This is a genomic window from Metabacillus litoralis (assembly GCF_020524045.1).
Classification (GTDB): Bacteria; Bacillota; Bacilli; order Bacillales; family Bacillaceae; genus Metabacillus; species Metabacillus litoralis_C.
In genome coordinates, this window is the sequence record NZ_JAIVKL010000012.1 from 19,996 (window position 1) to 37,746 (window position 17,751).

19 protein-coding genes and 1 riboswitch are annotated in these 17,751 nt (G+C 34.0%); of the genes, 7 read left to right on the forward strand and 12 right to left on the reverse strand.

Annotation, left to right across the window (positions count from 1 at the left end; all coding sequences use genetic code 11):
• Position 1: 1 nt before the first annotated feature.
• From LC076_RS16725 to metK, 4 genes are all read right to left on the reverse strand, one after another.
• Positions 2-673 carry a DUF4129 domain-containing protein gene (locus tag LC076_RS16725; protein WP_226670251.1) on the reverse strand — a complete coding sequence of 224 codons (672 nt, stop codon included), beginning with the start codon at positions 671-673 and terminating at the stop codon, positions 2-4.
• Positions 674-725: 52 nt separating this feature from the next.
• A complete protein-coding gene (locus LC076_RS16730; protein WP_226670252.1) occupies positions 726-1,649 on the reverse strand; it encodes a hypothetical protein in 924 nt (307 codons plus the stop codon).
• A 760-nt stretch (positions 1,650-2,409) separates the two neighbouring features.
• Positions 2,410-3,183 carry a FixH family protein gene (locus tag LC076_RS16735; RefSeq protein WP_226670253.1) on the reverse strand — a complete coding sequence of 258 codons (774 nt, stop codon included), beginning with the start codon at positions 3,181-3,183 and terminating at the stop codon, positions 2,410-2,412.
• 258 nt (positions 3,184-3,441) lie between these two features.
• A complete protein-coding gene (metK, locus tag LC076_RS16740) occupies positions 3,442-4,638 on the reverse strand; it encodes a methionine adenosyltransferase (RefSeq protein ID WP_226670254.1) in 1,197 nt (398 codons plus the stop codon).
• Between the two features lie 260 nt (positions 4,639-4,898).
• Positions 4,899-5,079: riboswitch (SAM riboswitch) on the reverse strand.
• A gap of 274 nt (positions 5,080-5,353) precedes the next feature.
• On the opposite strand from metK, the gene pckA reads away from it, so the two are divergent.
• Positions 5,354-6,937, forward strand: coding sequence for a phosphoenolpyruvate carboxykinase (ATP) (gene pckA, locus LC076_RS16745; protein ID WP_226670255.1), 1,584 nt, complete (start codon positions 5,354-5,356; stop codon positions 6,935-6,937).
• 300 nt (positions 6,938-7,237) lie between these two features.
• Here pckA and LC076_RS16750 read toward each other — a convergent pair whose 3' ends face one another.
• Entirely contained in the window at positions 7,238-7,480 is a 243-nt protein-coding gene (locus LC076_RS16750; RefSeq protein WP_226670256.1) for a DUF2584 domain-containing protein, read from the reverse strand.
• A gap of 219 nt (positions 7,481-7,699) precedes the next feature.
• Positions 7,700-8,479: an alpha/beta hydrolase family protein gene (locus LC076_RS16755; protein ID WP_226670292.1), complete on the reverse strand. Its 780-nt coding sequence runs from the start codon at positions 8,477-8,479 to the stop codon at positions 7,700-7,702.
• Between the two features lie 219 nt (positions 8,480-8,698).
• On the opposite strand from LC076_RS16755, the gene LC076_RS16760 reads away from it, so the two are divergent.
• Genes LC076_RS16760 through LC076_RS16770 form a run of 3 tightly spaced genes read left to right on the forward strand, consistent with a single transcriptional unit; the run spans position 8,699 to position 11,273 of the window.
• A complete protein-coding gene (locus LC076_RS16760; RefSeq protein ID WP_226670257.1) occupies positions 8,699-9,688 on the forward strand; it encodes an ABC transporter substrate-binding protein in 990 nt (329 codons plus the stop codon).
• 12 nt (positions 9,689-9,700) lie between these two features.
• Complete coding sequence (locus LC076_RS16765) at positions 9,701-10,471, forward strand: ABC transporter ATP-binding protein (RefSeq protein WP_226670258.1); 771 nt, start codon at positions 9,701-9,703, stop codon at positions 10,469-10,471.
• On the forward strand, positions 10,449-11,273 hold the full coding sequence (locus tag LC076_RS16770) for an ABC transporter permease (protein ID WP_226670259.1): 825 nt from the start codon (positions 10,449-10,451) through the stop codon (positions 11,271-11,273). Before LC076_RS16765 ends, LC076_RS16770 begins: the two co-directional genes overlap by 23 nt.
• A gap of 223 nt (positions 11,274-11,496) precedes the next feature.
• On the opposite strand, the gene ytkD is transcribed toward LC076_RS16770, so the two are convergent.
• A complete protein-coding gene (gene ytkD, locus LC076_RS16775; protein WP_226670260.1) occupies positions 11,497-11,970 on the reverse strand; it encodes an RNA deprotection pyrophosphohydrolase in 474 nt (157 codons plus the stop codon).
• A 68-nt stretch (positions 11,971-12,038) separates the two neighbouring features.
• Positions 12,039-12,371: a hydrolase gene (locus LC076_RS16780; protein WP_226670261.1), complete on the reverse strand. Its 333-nt coding sequence runs from the start codon at positions 12,369-12,371 to the stop codon at positions 12,039-12,041.
• 151 nt (positions 12,372-12,522) lie between these two features.
• Here LC076_RS16780 and LC076_RS16785 point away from each other — a divergent pair, with 151 nt between their 5' ends.
• Positions 12,523-12,735: a hypothetical protein gene (locus tag LC076_RS16785; RefSeq protein ID WP_226670262.1), complete on the forward strand. Its 213-nt coding sequence runs from the start codon at positions 12,523-12,525 to the stop codon at positions 12,733-12,735.
• A gap of 223 nt (positions 12,736-12,958) precedes the next feature.
• Here the strand turns inward: LC076_RS16785 and LC076_RS16790 are convergent, their stop codons facing one another.
• Entirely contained in the window at positions 12,959-13,399 is a 441-nt protein-coding gene (locus LC076_RS16790) for a Dps family protein (RefSeq protein ID WP_226670263.1), read from the reverse strand.
• Between the two features lie 196 nt (positions 13,400-13,595).
• Between LC076_RS16790 and ytzI the strand changes: the two genes are divergently transcribed.
• Complete coding sequence (gene ytzI, locus LC076_RS16795; protein WP_226670264.1) at positions 13,596-13,781, forward strand: YtzI protein; 186 nt, start codon at positions 13,596-13,598, stop codon at positions 13,779-13,781.
• A gap of 20 nt (positions 13,782-13,801) precedes the next feature.
• Here ytzI and LC076_RS16800 read toward each other — a convergent pair whose 3' ends face one another.
• Complete coding sequence (locus LC076_RS16800; protein WP_226670265.1) at positions 13,802-14,767, reverse strand: TIGR03943 family putative permease subunit; 966 nt, start codon at positions 14,765-14,767, stop codon at positions 13,802-13,804.
• 16 nt (positions 14,768-14,783) lie between these two features.
• Complete coding sequence (locus LC076_RS16805) at positions 14,784-15,791, reverse strand: permease (RefSeq protein WP_226670266.1); 1,008 nt, start codon at positions 15,789-15,791, stop codon at positions 14,784-14,786.
• 224 nt (positions 15,792-16,015) lie between these two features.
• Between LC076_RS16805 and folE2 the strand changes: the two genes are divergently transcribed.
• Positions 16,016-16,918 carry a GTP cyclohydrolase FolE2 gene (folE2, locus tag LC076_RS16810; protein ID WP_226670267.1) on the forward strand — a complete coding sequence of 301 codons (903 nt, stop codon included), beginning with the start codon at positions 16,016-16,018 and terminating at the stop codon, positions 16,916-16,918.
• A gap of 330 nt (positions 16,919-17,248) precedes the next feature.
• Here the strand turns inward: folE2 and LC076_RS16815 are convergent, their stop codons facing one another.
• Positions 17,249-17,722 carry an S-ribosylhomocysteine lyase gene (locus tag LC076_RS16815; RefSeq protein ID WP_226670268.1) on the reverse strand — a complete coding sequence of 158 codons (474 nt, stop codon included), beginning with the start codon at positions 17,720-17,722 and terminating at the stop codon, positions 17,249-17,251.
• Positions 17,723-17,751 lie beyond the last annotated feature (29 nt).

The following is a 17,751-nucleotide window of genomic DNA, read 5'->3' on the forward strand; positions in this document are numbered from 1 at the left end:
ATTACACCCCTTTTCTCTCACCCTTCTCAATAATACGATCATAAGATTCTTCATACTCAAGCAAATTCATGACAATATTTTTAAAACCAAGATATTCTTTTTCTTCAACGGTTCTTTCTCCATAAGTCACTTCATCAAATAGCTGAGCTAGATCATAAAATTGATGTGCCCATTCTTTATTTACTTTCATGAGTTCATCATAATACTCCCAATTTGTTTTCCAGATTCTCGCTTTCAGCCATTCCTTTTCATGAAAATAAAGCAATAGTGCTAAAAACAAATGACGGGTTGATAAATTGTACTCTCCTTGTAATTCTCGTGTCTGTGCCTCTCCAAGATGCTTTTGGTACGACCATTGCAATTCACCAATTGATTGTAGTGGTTGATATTGCTTTAAAGCACGCTTTCGTTTACCACTTCGAGTGATTGAGAGAATGACAAATACTAAAAGCACTAAAATGACAACAACAATTAATATCATTAATGCTTCTCCAGCAAATCCACTTGATGGTTCTATGGAAGGAAACAAATCCTCTAACCATTCAGCAAACCATGCTTCAACTGAGTCCCACCATTTCTCAATAAAACCAGGAGATTTTTCCTCATATACCTTATATTCTCGTTTTGTTAAGATTTCCTGGAGTTCTTGTTTTGCTTTTTCTTCATTAAGCATCCAACTCCCCCCTAAGGTATTAGACCTACATTGTTACTTAGTAGGCTTTCTATTATTTTTGTTCGTCGTATTCCTCGATCAAATCTTTTAAGTCATCTGCATCATGTCTAATTTTTAGATCAAAATAAATAACAGCAAAACCAACATAGAATAGTAGAGTTGTAAATAAAGAAACTGCATTTACAATCATTCCTAATAAAACACTGTTTCCTAATAAAACAGAGAATGATAACTGAATAGCTCCACTAATTGATGTAGTAATAAGTGTAAAAACGATATAAAGACCAATGACAGACCATGTACGTTTTCTTGTTAACCGCCAGCTTCTTGTAAATCCAGGTGATCCTTCCTTTAATGTGACAGATCCAAAATAAAAGCTCCATCTAGTCAATAAATAAGCAATTCCAACAGCAAACCCTAAAAATAGAATAATCCCTAATAAAATTCCTACTATTGGGTCTATAACCCCTGAAGCAAATCCAGCCATAAAAGTGATAACGAGTGGAATGACCACCATAAAAAACACGATTAAGAAAAATAAAATACTGCTACCGATAAGTGGCCAAAATCTAGAAAAAGCACCTTTAATAACAGAACTTACTGTGTATTCCTCTTCTTTTCGAATATGATTGATTGCTAGTATAATAGCTGCCTGAGCAACAGGTAAAAATATCAAACTAAGTAAACTAACTGCAATTAACCCAATATCAGCACCTAAATTTCCTGCTGTTTCCGTATATTCATATGCACCTTCTTCAAAACTAGAGAGCACTTGTTCAAACCAATTAGATCCAGTGCCTGTTTCTCTAAAAAAACTTGTACCTGTTAATAATTGAACAATAGCTTGAATAACATAAATCGGTCCAACTAGAATAAGTAAAATGAGAAAAAAATCTGAAAAGCGTTGCTTACTCAAGCGAAAAGTATGATCGAGAATTTCACCAAAGCCTTTTGGTTTATTAAAAAATGAGTTCATGTACTGTTTCCTCCTACAGCTAATTAATTTTTTCAATATCACCTATTTTATCATTTTTTGCTATTGATTGAGTAAAGAATTTGTAAACAAGGGTAATTAACCCATTTTTACAATTAAATAGGAATAATTAGATTGTGCTTTTTTTTTGAAAGATTGTTGCTAATTGACGTTTTATATATTAGAACAATTGTACTATTGGATAAAAGGTCCAATCTGTAGAAGACGTTATACAGAGGTGTTTCCATTAGTATTCTATAAACAATAGAGCTTACGAAACAGCCTTTAATTAAAAGGCTCTGATAAACTTTGTTGTTGATTTCCGTTACAGGCATTCGCTTTCCCGGGAAAAAAGTACCTTTTTTCCTAGGGAAGAATAATGAAAAAGCCCAACTACCGGCTTTTTCAAAGTGCAATTCTTCCTAGGTCCGGGAGCCTCCTCGGCGCACGCGCCTGTGGGGTCTCCCTTTGACACGCTTCTCCCGCAGGAGTCTCATGCCTTTCACTCCAATCAACAAAGTGCTAAATATCAATATTAAGCTTTAACATAGCCAATTAAAAAAGAAACACACTTGTCTCTAAATTAGCTTTTGCAGAAAACAAATAAAGACCCGAACGTTTAGGCGAAAGATTAATTGAACGATCACCTACTTATTCGGGTCTATCTTAGCTTAAATACTTATGTCCAAGTCTCTTTTGATTTAAATAGAGTATTTAAGCTTAACTTTTTATTAATCACCATGTTGTCAGAATGACTTAATATCTATTTAACATCTGCAACGATTTCGACATGATCATGGACTTCGGCTTTTTCGACATGAACGATAATATGATATGCTCCAACTTCTTCAAAAGTAAATTTGGAGAGATATGTACCTTTTGACGAAGATTCATTTGCATCAATAAAATGATGATGGTCATTTCCTTCCTTCCAAATCTCAAAGCGAACTTTAGCATCCGTAAATGGAGTATCATTTTTATTAATAATTGTTCTTAATTCTTCTTCACTATTCACAGTAAATTCCCTTAATTCTTCTGTGGTGATATTTACTGTGCTTTGATGATGTTCATCTGCATGATCATGATTTTCATTACTAGTATTTTCATGATGTGTAGATTCCTTTGAAGTACCTTCACCAACTTGTATCGTCTTCGTAGGCATCGTATGATAGCTTTTCACATTTGTATGTGCAGTCACATCATAAAGACCATCTTCTTTAAATTGATAGCTAATTTTATATTGACCATCATCTATAAATTCCGCATCAATTTTTTCAGATTCTTTCGTTTCACTTTTTATTTCAAAGGTAACTTCTGCATCATCAACTAAGTTACCACCATAATAAACTTTTGCAACAATTGATACCTCTTCATTTTTATTAACATGTTCGTCAGCAATGATTTCAACTTTCGGAGCTTTCACTTCTAATTCTTCTGTTTCCGTTTTAGCATCTTCACTTTGTCCATTATTTTCAGCTGATTCTTGACATCCACTTAATAAAACAACTAAAGAGCTAACAATCAAGAGTTTTTTCATATTTGTCATCCTCCATTATTCATGCTTACTATGATAACGCATAAGTGTGAGATTGTTATAGATGAGCTTGTAAACGTCATTAATTATTCACAATGTACCTAATAGATAAACATGTTAATGTCTTGAACAGTTCTAGAGTAAAGGCTATTTTTCGTTATGCTAATTAATTGAGTAGGTATGAGACTAAGGAAGTTCAAGTAGAAAAACGAGAAAAAGGTCTGATGCAACTAATTGCAATCAGACCTTTTATTATCGTTATTATTGTAAAGCTTGTTTGCTTAAGATTTCTGCTTTGTCTGTTCTTTCCCATGGAAGATCTAGATCATTACGACCAAAGTGTCCGTATGCAGCTGTTTGTTTGTAAATTGGACGTCTTAAGTCAAGCATTTTAATGATTCCAGCAGGACGTAGATCAAAGTTTTTGCTAACAACATCTACTAAAACATCTTCAGAAACTTTTCCGGTTCCAAATGTATCAACTGAAATTGAAACTGGCTGTGCTACTCCGATTGCATAAGCTAATTGAACTTCACACTTGTCAGCTAAACCAGAAGCAACGATGTTTTTCGCAACATAACGAGCTGCGTATGCAGCAGAACGGTCAACCTTTGTTGCATCTTTACCAGAGAATGCACCACCACCATGGCGAGCGTATCCACCATACGTGTCAACAATGATTTTACGACCTGTTAATCCTGCATCACCTTGAGGTCCACCAATAACAAAACGACCAGTTGGGTTAATAAAGTATTTTGTGTTTTCATCAATTAATTCTGTTGGAACAACAGGATTAATTACATGTTCTTTCAAATTACGTTGAATTTGTTCAAGTGAGATTTCTGGGTGATGCTGTGTAGAAATAACAATCGTATCAATTCTTACAGGCTTATTATTTTCATCATATTCAACAGTTACTTGTGTTTTACCATCAGGACGTAGGTATGGAAGAATATCCTCTTTACGAACCTCTGTTAAACGGCGAGAAAGCTTGTGTGCTAATGAAATCGGTAAAGGCATTAACTCTTTTGTTTCATTACAAGCGAATCCGAACATAAGACCTTGGTCACCCGCACCAATTGCATCAATTTCTTCGTCAGACATTTGACCTTCACGAGCTTCTAGTGCTTGGTCAACACCCATTGCAATATCTGCTGATTGTTCATCAATTGATGTTAATACAGCACAAGTTTCTGCATCAAACCCATATTTTGCACGTGTATAGCCAATTTCTTTAATGGTTTCACGAACAATTTTTGGAATATCTACATATGTACTAGTTGTGATTTCTCCAGCAACTAATACTAAACCTGTTGTTACAGATGTTTCACACGCAACTCGTGCGTTAGGATCTTTAGAAATAATAGCATCTAGAATAGAATCTGAAATTTGATCACAAATTTTATCTGGATGGCCTTCTGTTACAGACTCTGAAGTAAAAAGACGTTTTTTAGTCATAATTAATGCTTCCTCCTCATAATTCTTTTTCATGTTTTGATCCGGAACTCTTTCCTAAGTATGTTCTCACCAAATAAGTAGGTTGTTCATGGTTGAACACTATCTTTAAAGAATCACGTTGGCATGTTTTGTGAACAGAAGTATTATGTACCTTTACCACATGCTTGTCCTGGTAAAACTCTAATGAAGAAGTACTGTTTCTGTTATCAAAAAAACCTTTCCCACATGAGGAAAGGTTTGTAATCGTTCATCGCCTTTCGCTCTTATCGATCAAGGGTTTTCACCTTGCTTCAGGTTAGCACCTTTGCATCGGAAAATATAATAAGTTGACTGCGCATCTTAATTTGAAGCATTTCTATTAATCGCGCACTCATCGCTTTCCTTTGATAGCAGGTTGCTGGGTTTCATCGGGCCTGTCCCTCCACCAGCTCGGGATAAGAGAATCCGTTCAAGGACATATCATAGCGTACTAACCTACTGGTGTCAACAAAAAACGACAAGCTCTACATACATTAACAAATAAAGAATTGTTCAAACTGTAACTGACTTATATCCTTCCCAATTTTGATATAAATTATAGTAATTAAAAATATAAAAACTCTTTCATAAAACATTCACGATTAGTATGTTTTAATAATATTAATGTGTTATACTATTAAAAACTGAACTATAAACTAATAGCTTTTGATTATTTAGAAAAAGGTAGGTAATGGGGATGAATATTGCAGAGACTATCAATGAGCTTGAGATGCTTATTAAAGGAGAGAATGCAAAGCATGATTTATCAGTATCTCAACTAGTCGAAAAAGTATTAGAGCGAAAAGAAGGTATTCTAACTTCAACTGGGGCAATTCGCGCAACTACTGGTGCCTACACAGGTAGATCTCCTCAAGACAAATTTATAGTGAAAGAACGTTCAGTAGCAAATAAAATTAACTGGGGAGCTACTAATCAACCTATTTCTGAAGAAGATTTTGATCGCTTATATAGCAAGGTAATCAACTATTTAAAAAGTCGCAATGAATTTTTTATTTTTAACGGCTTTGCTGGAGCAGATAAACGTTTTCAGCTTCCACTAAAAGTAATCAATGAGTTTGCATGGCATAATCTATTTGCAGGTCAGTTGTTTATTGATGAAAGCAACCAGACCACTGAAACAACAGAAAAACCATTTACTATCATATCTGCTCCAAATTTTAAAGCAGATCCTGAAGTTGATGGTACACATTCAGAAACGTTTATTATTATTTCCTTTGAAAAAAGAACAATCCTTATTGGTGGTACTGAATATGCGGGAGAAATGAAAAAATCTGTTTTTTCAGTGATGAATTTATTATTACCAGAAAACAATATTCTACCAATGCATTGCTCTGCAAATGTTGGTTTTGAAGGTGATGTAGCTTTATTTTTCGGTTTATCTGGAACAGGAAAAACTACTTTATCTGCTGATCCTAATCGTCGGTTAATTGGTGATGATGAGCATGGTTGGTCCACCTCTGGGATATTCAACATAGAAGGTGGCTGTTATGCTAAATGCATTAATCTAACAGAAGAAAAAGAGCCACAAATTTATAATGCCATTCGTTATGGATCAGTACTTGAAAATGTTGTAGTTGATCAGGATACGAGAGAAGCGGATTATAGTAACTCTCTATACACAGAAAACACACGTGCGGCTTACTCATTATCTGCAATAGATAAAGTCATTATTCCAAGTATTGCTGGTCATCCACAAACGATTATTTTTTTAACAGCTGATGCCTTTGGAGTTATCCCTCCTATAAGTAAATTATCAAGAGAGCAAGCCATGTATCACTTTTTAAGTGGTTATACTAGTAAATTAGCAGGAACAGAACGGGGTGTAACGGCACCAGAAGCAACCTTTTCGACATGCTTTGGTTCTCCTTTTTTACCACTTCCTGCAACAGTGTATGCGAATATGCTAGGACAAAAAATCGATGAACATGAGGTTCAGGTATTTCTTGTTAATACGGGTTGGACCGGTGGTGAATATGGTGTAGGAAAACGAATGAAACTATCATTTACAAGAGCAATGGTTCAAGCGGCTGTAGAAGGTGACCTTGATCATATTGAAACAATAAAAGATGAGGTTTTTGGTCTTAATATTCCAATTCATGTTCCAGGCGTCCCTGACGATGTTCTACAACCACAGCTTACTTGGAACTCTCATCAAGATTATACTAAAAAAGCAAAAGAATTAGCTTTAGAGTTTAAAACGAATTTCAAAAAGTTCAAACACGTTCCGCGATCAATCGAAAAATTAGGTGGACCCAATTAAAATACCTAAGGAGCTAACAAAATGAATGTTAGCTCCTTTTCTATGTCATCTTCTTCTAGGTATTTCACAAGAACAGGAAGTAAAAAACTGTTAATCACTGGATTTGTTTCACGCACTATGTAATACCGTAAAATTTTAAGAGAAGCGTGTAAAGAGAACCAATTTACTCTTACAATTTAAGTCCTACTTTTTAAAAAATTTGAGTGACCCATAATAAAAGCGTGAACTCGTATGTAAATCCACGCGAGAGTCTTATAGTCATTCGAGTCAGACCCTGTAAATCCACTTTATTTTTAAAACTTAGTTTGTAGAATTCAAGTTAATTAATTTATACGTAATCGTTGTCTGATTTTCTGATAACTGAAGCTTTTCCACAATTGCTTCACCAGTCATTTCTCCTGATTTCGTTTTACGAACTTCAATCGGTATATCAATTGGATAAATTCTAAATCCTTCTTTCGTCAATTGAAAAGTATTTTCTGATATTCTTTCTTCTTTTCCTTTTGTTACAATCATCGTATTAAATTCAACAGGCATTCCCATAAAGAAACCTCCCTTTTATAACAAGTTTAGTATATTCTCATCATACCACCCTTGTCTTATTTAAGAAAAGAATGTTTTCGTAACCATTGTAACTATTAGAGGTCTCATTGTATCAGACACTGTTTATCTGAATTACTTCCTTGTAAATGTGAAGCAACTATTTATAAAAAACATTAACCGTAATTTTAGAAAGAGCCTTACAGAAAGACTTTAAAAATATTATTGCTTTTTCATCCACACACATAAATTATGTACTGTGTCACGATTAATATGTGGGGGGAAATAATGGGTAAAATCATTAAAGTACCAACTTTCAACAGGCTTTTTTAGTTCTTTCAATCTTTTTTCAAGTCGATATGCATGTTCAACAGATACATTCTTATCTTTTACTCCATGAATTATTAATACAGGTGAATTTAGTTTTTCTAACTCATATAAAGGTGTTCTCCACACATATCGTTTCGGGAACTTGGTTGGTGGTCCACCTATTACTCTTTTCATCATTCTCCGTAAGTCTTCTCTCTCTACATACGTTAAGAACATATCTGAAACTCCACCCCAGGTGACAATTGATTTCACTTCACTTGAAGCAATTCCCGCTAATAAGGCCATAACTCCTCCTCTCGAAAAACCAAATACATGAATTCGGTGAGGATTGACCATTGGGTGTTTTCGCAGGATTCCAATGGCTCCGATGGCATCATAGCGATCATCACCTGCAAAATCTTCATTTCCTTCTCCCCCCTGATTTCCACGATAAAAAGGGGCCATAACAACAAATCCTTCTGATGCAAATTGAACGATTCGTCCAACCCTTACTTTTCCAACATTTTTGATTCCACCCCGTAGATATAAAAATCCATCATAACTTCCCTCCCCTTTGGGTTCAGCTAATAATCCTTTCACTTTTAACTTATTTGATAGATAGGTTATAACCCACAGCTGGACATTGGGATTTGGAGACGGAAATTTCATCTTAGTTATTATTTCTCCATTCATTACTTCATTCACTCTCTCTTTATTAGCATTTATCATTACTTTACCCATTTCTAGAATTGATACGGGATGAATTCTTTATAGGCATTCACACATTTTTAGCAATGAACATAAATTAACTTAGATCAAATATAATTTTCTTTTCATATTATCAAAGTATTACATGTTTCATTAAATTTTTACAAATAAATTAAGGTGCTATGCATCTAGGAGGTTAAGGTAATGAAAAAATGGTTGTTTATATTATGTGTAACTCTTCTTGTTGTTCTACCCCTTTCAGCTTGCAATCAAAACAAGGTAGAAAAAATTAAACTAGCAGAAGTCACACATTCTATTTTTTACGCCCCTTTATATGTAGCTATGGCGGAGGGTTTTTTTGAAGAAGAAGGACTTGAAGTAGAATTAACAACAACTTGGGGTGGAGATAAGACAATGACTGCTCTTCTATCAGACGGTGCAGATATTGCCCTCGTTGGATCTGAAACATCCATTTATGTTGAAGCTCAAGGTTCTAGTGACCCTATTATTAACTTTGCGCAATTAACACAGACTGATGGCACTTTTCTAGTTAGTCGCGAGAAAATCGATAATTTTGAGTGGGATCAGTTAAAGGGTAGTACATTCTTAGGTCAACGAAAAGGCGGCATGCCTCAAATGGCTGGAGAATTTGTTTTAAAGAAACATAATATTGATCCACAAAGTGATTTAGAGCTTATTCAAAATGTTGACTTCGCTAATATTCCGAGTGCCTTTGCTTCTGGTACTGGTGATTTTGTTCAACTGTTTGAACCAACTGCTAGTATTTTTGAAAAAGAAGGAACAGGACATATTGTCGCTTCTTTCGGAAGTGAATCTGGGAAAATTCCATACACCACATTTATGAGTAAAGATAGCTTTCTAACAGAAAATGAAGAAACGGCAAAAAAATTCACAGCTGCTATTTATAAAGCACAACAATGGGTCGAGGAAAAGGATATCTCAGAAATAGCTAAATCGATTTCTCCTCAGTTTGAAGACACCGACATCGAACTAATTGAAACAGTTGTTGAGCGTTACAAAGAACAAGGCTCTTTTGCAACTGATCCCATTCTAGACGAAGAAGAGTGGAACAATCTACAGAATATAATGGATGAGGCTGGAGAACTACCGAAACGAATTGATTATAACACACTTGTTAATACAACTTTCGCCGAAGATGTGATTGAAAAATAGGGAGGAGCACCTATGTCATTTTTAACAGTTGAAAATATCCATCATATTTATTTAACAAAGGAATCAGCAACTGTAGCATTAGAGGATGTTCATCTTGCAGTAGAGGAAGGAGAGTTTGTTTCCTTTCTCGGCCCTAGTGGTTGTGGAAAAACAACTCTATTGTCAATTATTGCAGGTTTAATTAAACCGATTGAGGGAGTAGTAAAGATAGCTGATAAACAAATTACAAAACCAGATACGATGATTGGTTATATGCTGCAGCAAGATTATTTATTTCCTTGGAAAACAATTGATGAAAATGTCACTTTAGGTTTAAAAATTACCGGTCAAAAAAATCCTGTGACGATTGAGAAAACTTTAAGAATGTTGAAGGATATGGGTTTAGATAATGTAGAAAAACAGTACCCTAGTCAATTATCCGGAGGGATGAGACAAAGAGCTGCTTTAGTTAGGACACTAGCAACAAACCCAAAGATTCTATTACTTGATGAGCCATTTTCTGCATTAGATTATCAAACAAAATTAAAATTAGAGGATTTAGTTGTTCAAACTTTAAAAGAATACAAAAAAACCGCTCTTTTAGTAACACATGATATCGGTGAGGCGATTGCAATGAGTGATCGAATTTTTGTATTCTCCGCGAGCCCAGGAAAAGTAAATAGAACATATCTAGTGCCAACGGAAATAAGGGAGCTCACACCATTTAAAGCAAGACAACACCCTCTATATACAACACTCTTTCAACAAATTTGGAAGGAGGTTGACCAATATGAAACAAACTGAAGCCATTGATCTCCTTCATAAGCAATATAAACGTGGTTTAGACCGTGAAAAATACTGGGTTCGATTTTATCAAATTTTAATCTTCATTAGTTTTTTTGGATTGTGGGAAATTGCAGGACAAAAAGCGTGGATTGATCCATTGCTTTTTAGTTCTCCATCGAAGATATGGAACCTACTAATCACGAAATTAAGTGATGGTACTTTACTTTCGCATATTGGAGTAACATTATTTGAAACTGTATTAGGATTTATTTTAGGTACACTACTCGGGGCAATGCTTGCTGCGATATTGTGGTGGTCATTTAGATTATCAAAAATTTTAGATCCTTATCTTGTTATCTTAAATGCTATGCCCAAAGTAGCTCTTGGACCTATTTTAATTGTAGCGTTAGGACCTGGTTTTGTATCCATTATCGCAATGGGAACCATTATTTCTGTTATCATCACAACCATTGTCGTTTACACTGCCTTTAGAGAGGTGGATTTCAATTACATTAAGGTTCTTCATACATTCGATGCGAAGAAAACTCAAATTTTCAAGGAAGTTGTTCTCCCTGCCTCATATCCAACGATTGTATCAACATTAAAAGTTAATGTTGGGTTATCATGGGTAGGTGTTATCGTCGGAGAATTCCTTGTTTCGGCAAATGGTCTAGGTTACATGATTATATATGGTTTTCAAGTTTTTAATTTTACGTTAGTGCTACTTAGTTTAATCATCATCGCCTTTTTTGCAACAATTATGTATAAAGGGGTAGAATTGTTGGAAAAAAGACTTGTTAAAACAGAAAAAAGAGGTTAACATCACATACCCTCAACTTTTCTTTGAGGGTATAAAGTGATGGCCTCTTTTTATTAAGAGCTCTTTTCTGAAAGATTGTTGCTAATTGCCCTAATATTGCAGTTTAAACATTGTTCTCATTGCATAATAAGTACTATTCTAATAAGAAAAGATGCCACCATGCTTGATAAAGTGCTGTTTACTTGAAGTTGTTTAGTAGCAACAAAGTGTAAAATACAGCTAATTAAATGTTCCACTTTTTATTAATCTCTACTAAACTGCGTTGTAAAACATCGTCCTTCATAATAAAACTATATTTTTTATCAGATTTGATGTTTTGAGGTATTTCTTTAAGTAACACAGGTCCATATGTTTCAAAATATTGTTCTTGTTTTTCAAGAAGCTGAATCGTAGCATAATATATATTTTTCACGATCACCTTTTCTTTCCCTTGAACTCGATATTGACCTATATACGTTAATTCTTTAACAACCCCGCCTGTTTCTTCTTTAACCTCTCTAATTGCAGCTTCATCGGCCGTTTCACCTAATTCAACCTTACCACCAGGAAACTCGTAACCACGGTCAGAATGCTCTGTTAATAACCATTGATCACCATATCGACAAACAACCCAAACATGTTTAGGATCATTTGAAAATGGATAACTCTCAAAAGATAATGTGACTTCATTGTGATAAAAATCAATAAATCGGTACATAATTAATCCCTCAATCTTCTTCCTAATCTAATAAAATCTTATCACAATGTTCAAGCTCTGTATAAGGTTTATTCTTGCTCGTCTATTCTAGAGATTAATCCTTGAGTGCGTATATGGTTTTTTGCCTCTTCATCACCAAGCTCATAGATCATGTTATATATTTTTTTGTTAGTCTCATCTATTGCATCGTTTTCACGATCATAATGGTATTGAACATAAGGGGTATGTGACCGAAGGAAACCTTGTATGTCTGAAGAATATACTTGATCAAAATATTCTCTTAACGTAATAATTTCATCATCAGTTGCTTCTATTTTAAAATGCCATGTTGATGCTGTACTCAGCTGAGATATTTCACCACTTCCAACATTTATATAATAAGTCTTTTTTCCATTCTCCATAAAGACAACTCCTTCACTACATCCTTTTTTTATCGTTTGCTTATAGTATTTGAATTATGCACGAAGTTATAATTGGAATATTTCCTTAAATGATCGCAGAAAATATAGTATCAATACGAAAAAATGTACGTAAATCGGAGGAATGAAGAAGATGGACTACAATTCATTTATTAATGAAGAAATTAGTAGGTTTCGAGCAGATGAAGAAGATGTCTTAGCTTATGTTCAATCAATACTTCGGCAAACTAACAAAAATCAAATTCTAGAATGGATGCAAAGTATGACAAGTTCTGAATTACAAGAAATAGTTGCTCCATATATTTCTGATAAAATATCTGAAGAACTAGGTGAAAGAGAACTCTAGGATTTAAATTTATTTAAATATAGCTTTGTTAACGCTCCATATTGTCGACCATTTCCTCCCTCCACGTTGTATTTAATGTGTGATTAAAAAATTCGTTTCAATATCATGAATTCAAGATCAAAATCGGAATGAAACGCGCTTATAAATATGCATGAATTTATCATTTCCTAACGATAAAAAAGCGGGTGAGAGATTGATCATCTCACCCGCTTCATACAGTATCTTATTTACCTAAGAAAGACTTTAACATCCAATTATGCTTTTCGAGTCCTTGGTGAATAGCCAATAACATATCACCAGTTGTTTCATCTCCTACTTCTGCTGCTAAATCCATACCTTCCTTAAGCTCGTCTGCTAATAAGCTAAAGTCGTCATATACATTTTGCACCATTTCTTCAGCTGTTTCATTACCTTTAGCTTCGTTAACAGATGTCAATTCCAAACACTCTTTCATTGTAGCAACTGGTTTTCCTTCAAGTGCTAGAAGACGTTCAGCTAATTCATCAATGTGAACATTTGCTTCATTATAAAATTCTTCAAATTTTTCATGTAAAGTAAAGAAGTTTTTCCCTTTTACAAACCAATGATAATTATGTAGTTTTACATAAAGTACAGTCCAGTTCGCAACCTGCTTATTTACTGTTGCTATTAATTTTTCTGACATGATAAATTCCTCCTTTATCTTCTATTATTCTTTACCCTATATAGTTTGTTACAAAACACTCTTTTTTATCGCATACTTTTTAAACAGTAATTAATATACTCATGATAAGATAGAAGAATCGAAGGATGTAATGTATAGGTGTGTTTAGATTAAGAATGGAGACCATAATAAGTATAGGAAAAAAGGAGACATAGAGATGAAAGTCGTTTTTATAATATCCATTATCATTGTCATGATTGTTTTAGTACTAAGTGTTCTTACAACCAGTAAAGCTTATCAATACAAACATACAGTGGATCCTGTTAAAAAGCCTGATGAAAAGGCAAATGATCAAGATCATTCGGAAGACAGATCATTTGAACAAAATGAAAGGAATGACTGATCTTGTCATTCCTTTCCTAATTAATAAGACTCATAAACATATGGAGTTTTCGGTTGTTCAACGGTTTCAATGAATGAGACTGTAATCGATGGAAGAGTCCAATCTTGATAAGCGGTCGTTGTTAATGTCCCCCTTAACTTGATCCACTGATCATCACCATATTGCTTCGCATCAGGTAGTGTTGCAAGAGTTCCAAAAACAGAGGCATCTGCTACACAACAAGATAACCCAAATCTCGCGATGACAAATTGATTTTCTTCGAAATCTTCTTCTCTAAAAATAAAACCTGTTAATTCAACAGTTTTCCCCGCAAATTTCTCTGGATCTTGATCAAGGATGGTTGTCATAGCAATATAATTTTCCTCTGTAAACACAATTGTTTCCATTTCAAGCATCTCTGCTTTTAATTGAGCATAAAATTCCTCAGGCTGCTCTTGGATTTCAAATCCTTCTGGATGTTCTAAAGGAACGTCAGGAATATTTGATGATTGTGCCACCTTATCCCCAACACTTTCTTCAAGCTCGCTCATATATGCTTCAGGATCCTTTAAATATTCCTCAGCTTCATTTACTTCTTCTTCATTTCCTTTAGCTTTTTCCTCGTTTACAGCCATTGATTTAAAGCCTCTTTTCGCCACAACTGAGCTATCTAACACAACTTCGGGAAACAGAAAGCCAGTAATAACTGGGAATACAAAAAGAGAATAAATAAGAATTGTTTTTATAGGAGAACTTGAACTTGTATGATCTACACCACAATCACAATATAACTCTGCCCTTTTCTTTGAACCACTTCTCCAAATTTGAATCACACCTAGCAACAAAAATACAATGATTGCAAAATAGATAAACGGCATCATCTTTGGGGCAATAAAATAGAGCATGTTACCTGTGACAACTAATTTGATCATTAATAATGTAAACCCGATTAAAATAATCCCTCTAATATAGATATGAAACCGATAGTGACTATTTTGGTTTTCCACTCTGGTTAACCTCCCTTTACAATAAGAGTTGTTGATAAATAATAATACTTGCATAAACAACAATTGTTACGACGACTATAAAAATCAGCACAAATCTAGCTTTAAAGAAAGCAAAAAGCATAATAGTATTTTTTAAATCAAGCATCGGTCCGTAAACTAAAAATGCTAAAAGTGAACCTGCAGTAAACGAACTCCCAAATGAAGCAGCAACAAAAGCATCTGCTTCTGAGCATAAAGATAAAATATACCCAAATGCCATCATAACAGCTGGTGATAACAAAACACTCGAACCGATCTCTGTTAAAAGTGTTCGATCTAAAAACGTTTGAAACAGGCTAGCAATAAACGCACCAATAATTAGAAATTTTCCCATTTCAAAAAATTCATCACTGGCATGAAAAATAGTTGATTTTATCTTACCTACTTTTTCTTTTTCATCATCAGGTGTTGTGGTTACTAAATCTTCTTTTGTCCACTTTAACTGATCTTGTTGTTTTCTAAAAATAAGATAAATAATAAATCCTATGACGATTGAAAGAACAAAAGCTAGCCCTATTCTTGAATAAGCAATATAATGTTGTGAACCAAACGCATAATAAGTAGATGCAAACACGACGGGATTTAAGATTGGTGCCCCTACTAGAAAAACAACTCCTAAATGTAATGGCATTCCTTTTTTCATTAATCGTCTAACAATTGGTACAATTGCACATTCACAGATTGGAAATAGTGCTCCGAGAAGGGCAGCTGGTAAAATCGCAACAATTGCATTCTTTGGTAAGGTACGTTTAATGAAGTCTTCTGAAACAAAGGTTTGAATGAGAGCTGAAACAAATACTCCCAATATAATAAACGGAATAGCTTCTAGTAAAATACTTAAAAACATTGTATTAACAGTCAAAAATTCAGAAGGGATATTTAACGAAATATCCTCGAAATCAACAAATAAAAACAAATAGAAAAACAACCCTAGTAATCCTAGTCCTATAAACTCTCTTAAAAAGGGTGATATCGATTTATTCATCTATTTTTCTCCTATCTTTTTAATTCATCTTGTACTACATCATACTAGTTTTAGTACTAGATTATGACTATCATATTCAAACTGTTTTTTTTAATACATTTCAATTTTTTAACACAATTTTACCAACATCTACAAATATCAACACATTGGAAAGAGATAATCGTTGAAGTTATCTATCATATTAAAGTATACTCTCAATATCGAGTAAGTGGAGGGAGAACATTATGACAAGAAAGATAAACTTACCACCAAAAAAAGAACGTCATCTTCTATTTGGTTCAGTTGAGCCGGGCGAAAAATTAAAGCCTACAGAAAAAGACCAAATGCCAGATTTACAAAACTCTAAAAAAGATTTTCTTTTTACTATAGATGCTGTTGGAATTAGCAATGTAAAACACCCAATTATTATAGAATCTGATTTAAGTCCAAAACAACAAACAACTATTGCTAGTTTTAAAATGACTAGTAAAATCTCTCATGATTCAAAAGGTACGAATATGAGTAGATTTACAGAGCAGCTTGAACAATATCGCCAAAATGGAGGATTTGTCCTTTCTATTAAAAACCTATATGACTTCACAAAAGAGCTAGCCGCACGATTAAAACAAAAAGACGCTAGTATCGAAGTAACATTCCCTTGGTTTTATGAAAGAAAAGGACCAAGCTCTGAGTTAATTGGTCTAAATCATGCTGAAGCTACGATTTCTGTAACGTATGAAGAATCTGTTGGTTTTACAACAGCTGCTTCATTAACATGTGCAGTTACAACTCTTTGTCCATGTTCTAAAGAAATTAGTGAATATAGTGCCCATAACCAGCGTGGATTTATTACAATGGATATCGAGTTTACAGAAGACTATCATGAAGAAATAGATTGGAAAGCTGCATTATTAGAAGCAGCTGAAACAAATGCTAGTGCAATGATTCACCCAGTTCTTAAACGTCCAGATGAAAAAATGGTTACAGAAACTGCTTATGAAAATCCCCGATTTGTTGAGGATATGGTAAGACTAGTAGCTGCAGATTTATATGAACTTTCATTCGTCCAAGCCTTTACTGTTAATTGCCGTAACGAAGAATCGATTCATTTACATGATGCAATTGCTAGTTTAAGTTATCGTAAATAAGCTTAATTATTAAAAAGCCACAAATCAAATTATGATTTGTGGCTTTTTATTGGATGAAAACTTAATAATTCTTCTGCGTTAAATTTGTCGAAAGTTGTCAGTTGATGGATTGTTTATGAAAGTTGAATGATTATCTATGAAAGTTGAACGATTATCTGCAAAAGTTGAACGATTATCCGCAAAAGTTGAATGATTATCTACGAAAGTTGAACGATTAACTTTTTGAATTACTTGATTTCAACCAACTTGAGTGAGTAAAACAGCTTCAAATAGCAAAAGAGGCAATTGATTAAAAATCAATTGCCTCTTTTTTAGAAATAACTATTCATTTTATCCAAAAACTTTTGCTAAATCTTCTTTATCTTGTTCAAGCCAAAAGCGCATTAATCTTTTTGCTCCTTCAAGATCATGTAACTTTGCTTGTCCGCATTGTTTTTCATTTGCAGCTGGTATTTCTGTTATTTCAACAGCTGCTTTTAATGTATCTTCTAGTAAATCAATAATTTCTGTTACTTCTGGGTTTCCACTTACAACTAAATAATACCCTGTTTGGCATCCCATTGGTGAAATATCAATAATCTCAAAATGGTCATACTTTTCAGCATGTTCGCGAATATTAAATGCCAACAGATGTTCAAGCGTGTGTATTGTATCTGGTTTCATTGCTTGTTTATTTGGCTGACAAAAGCGAATATCAAATTTGTTAACTTCCCCATCACTACCAACCTTATGAACTCCACAGTGACGAACATAAGGAGCTTTAACTGCGTTATGATCTAAATCAAAACTTTCTACTGAAGGCATTTATTTCACTCCTAATTAATAATTGTTTC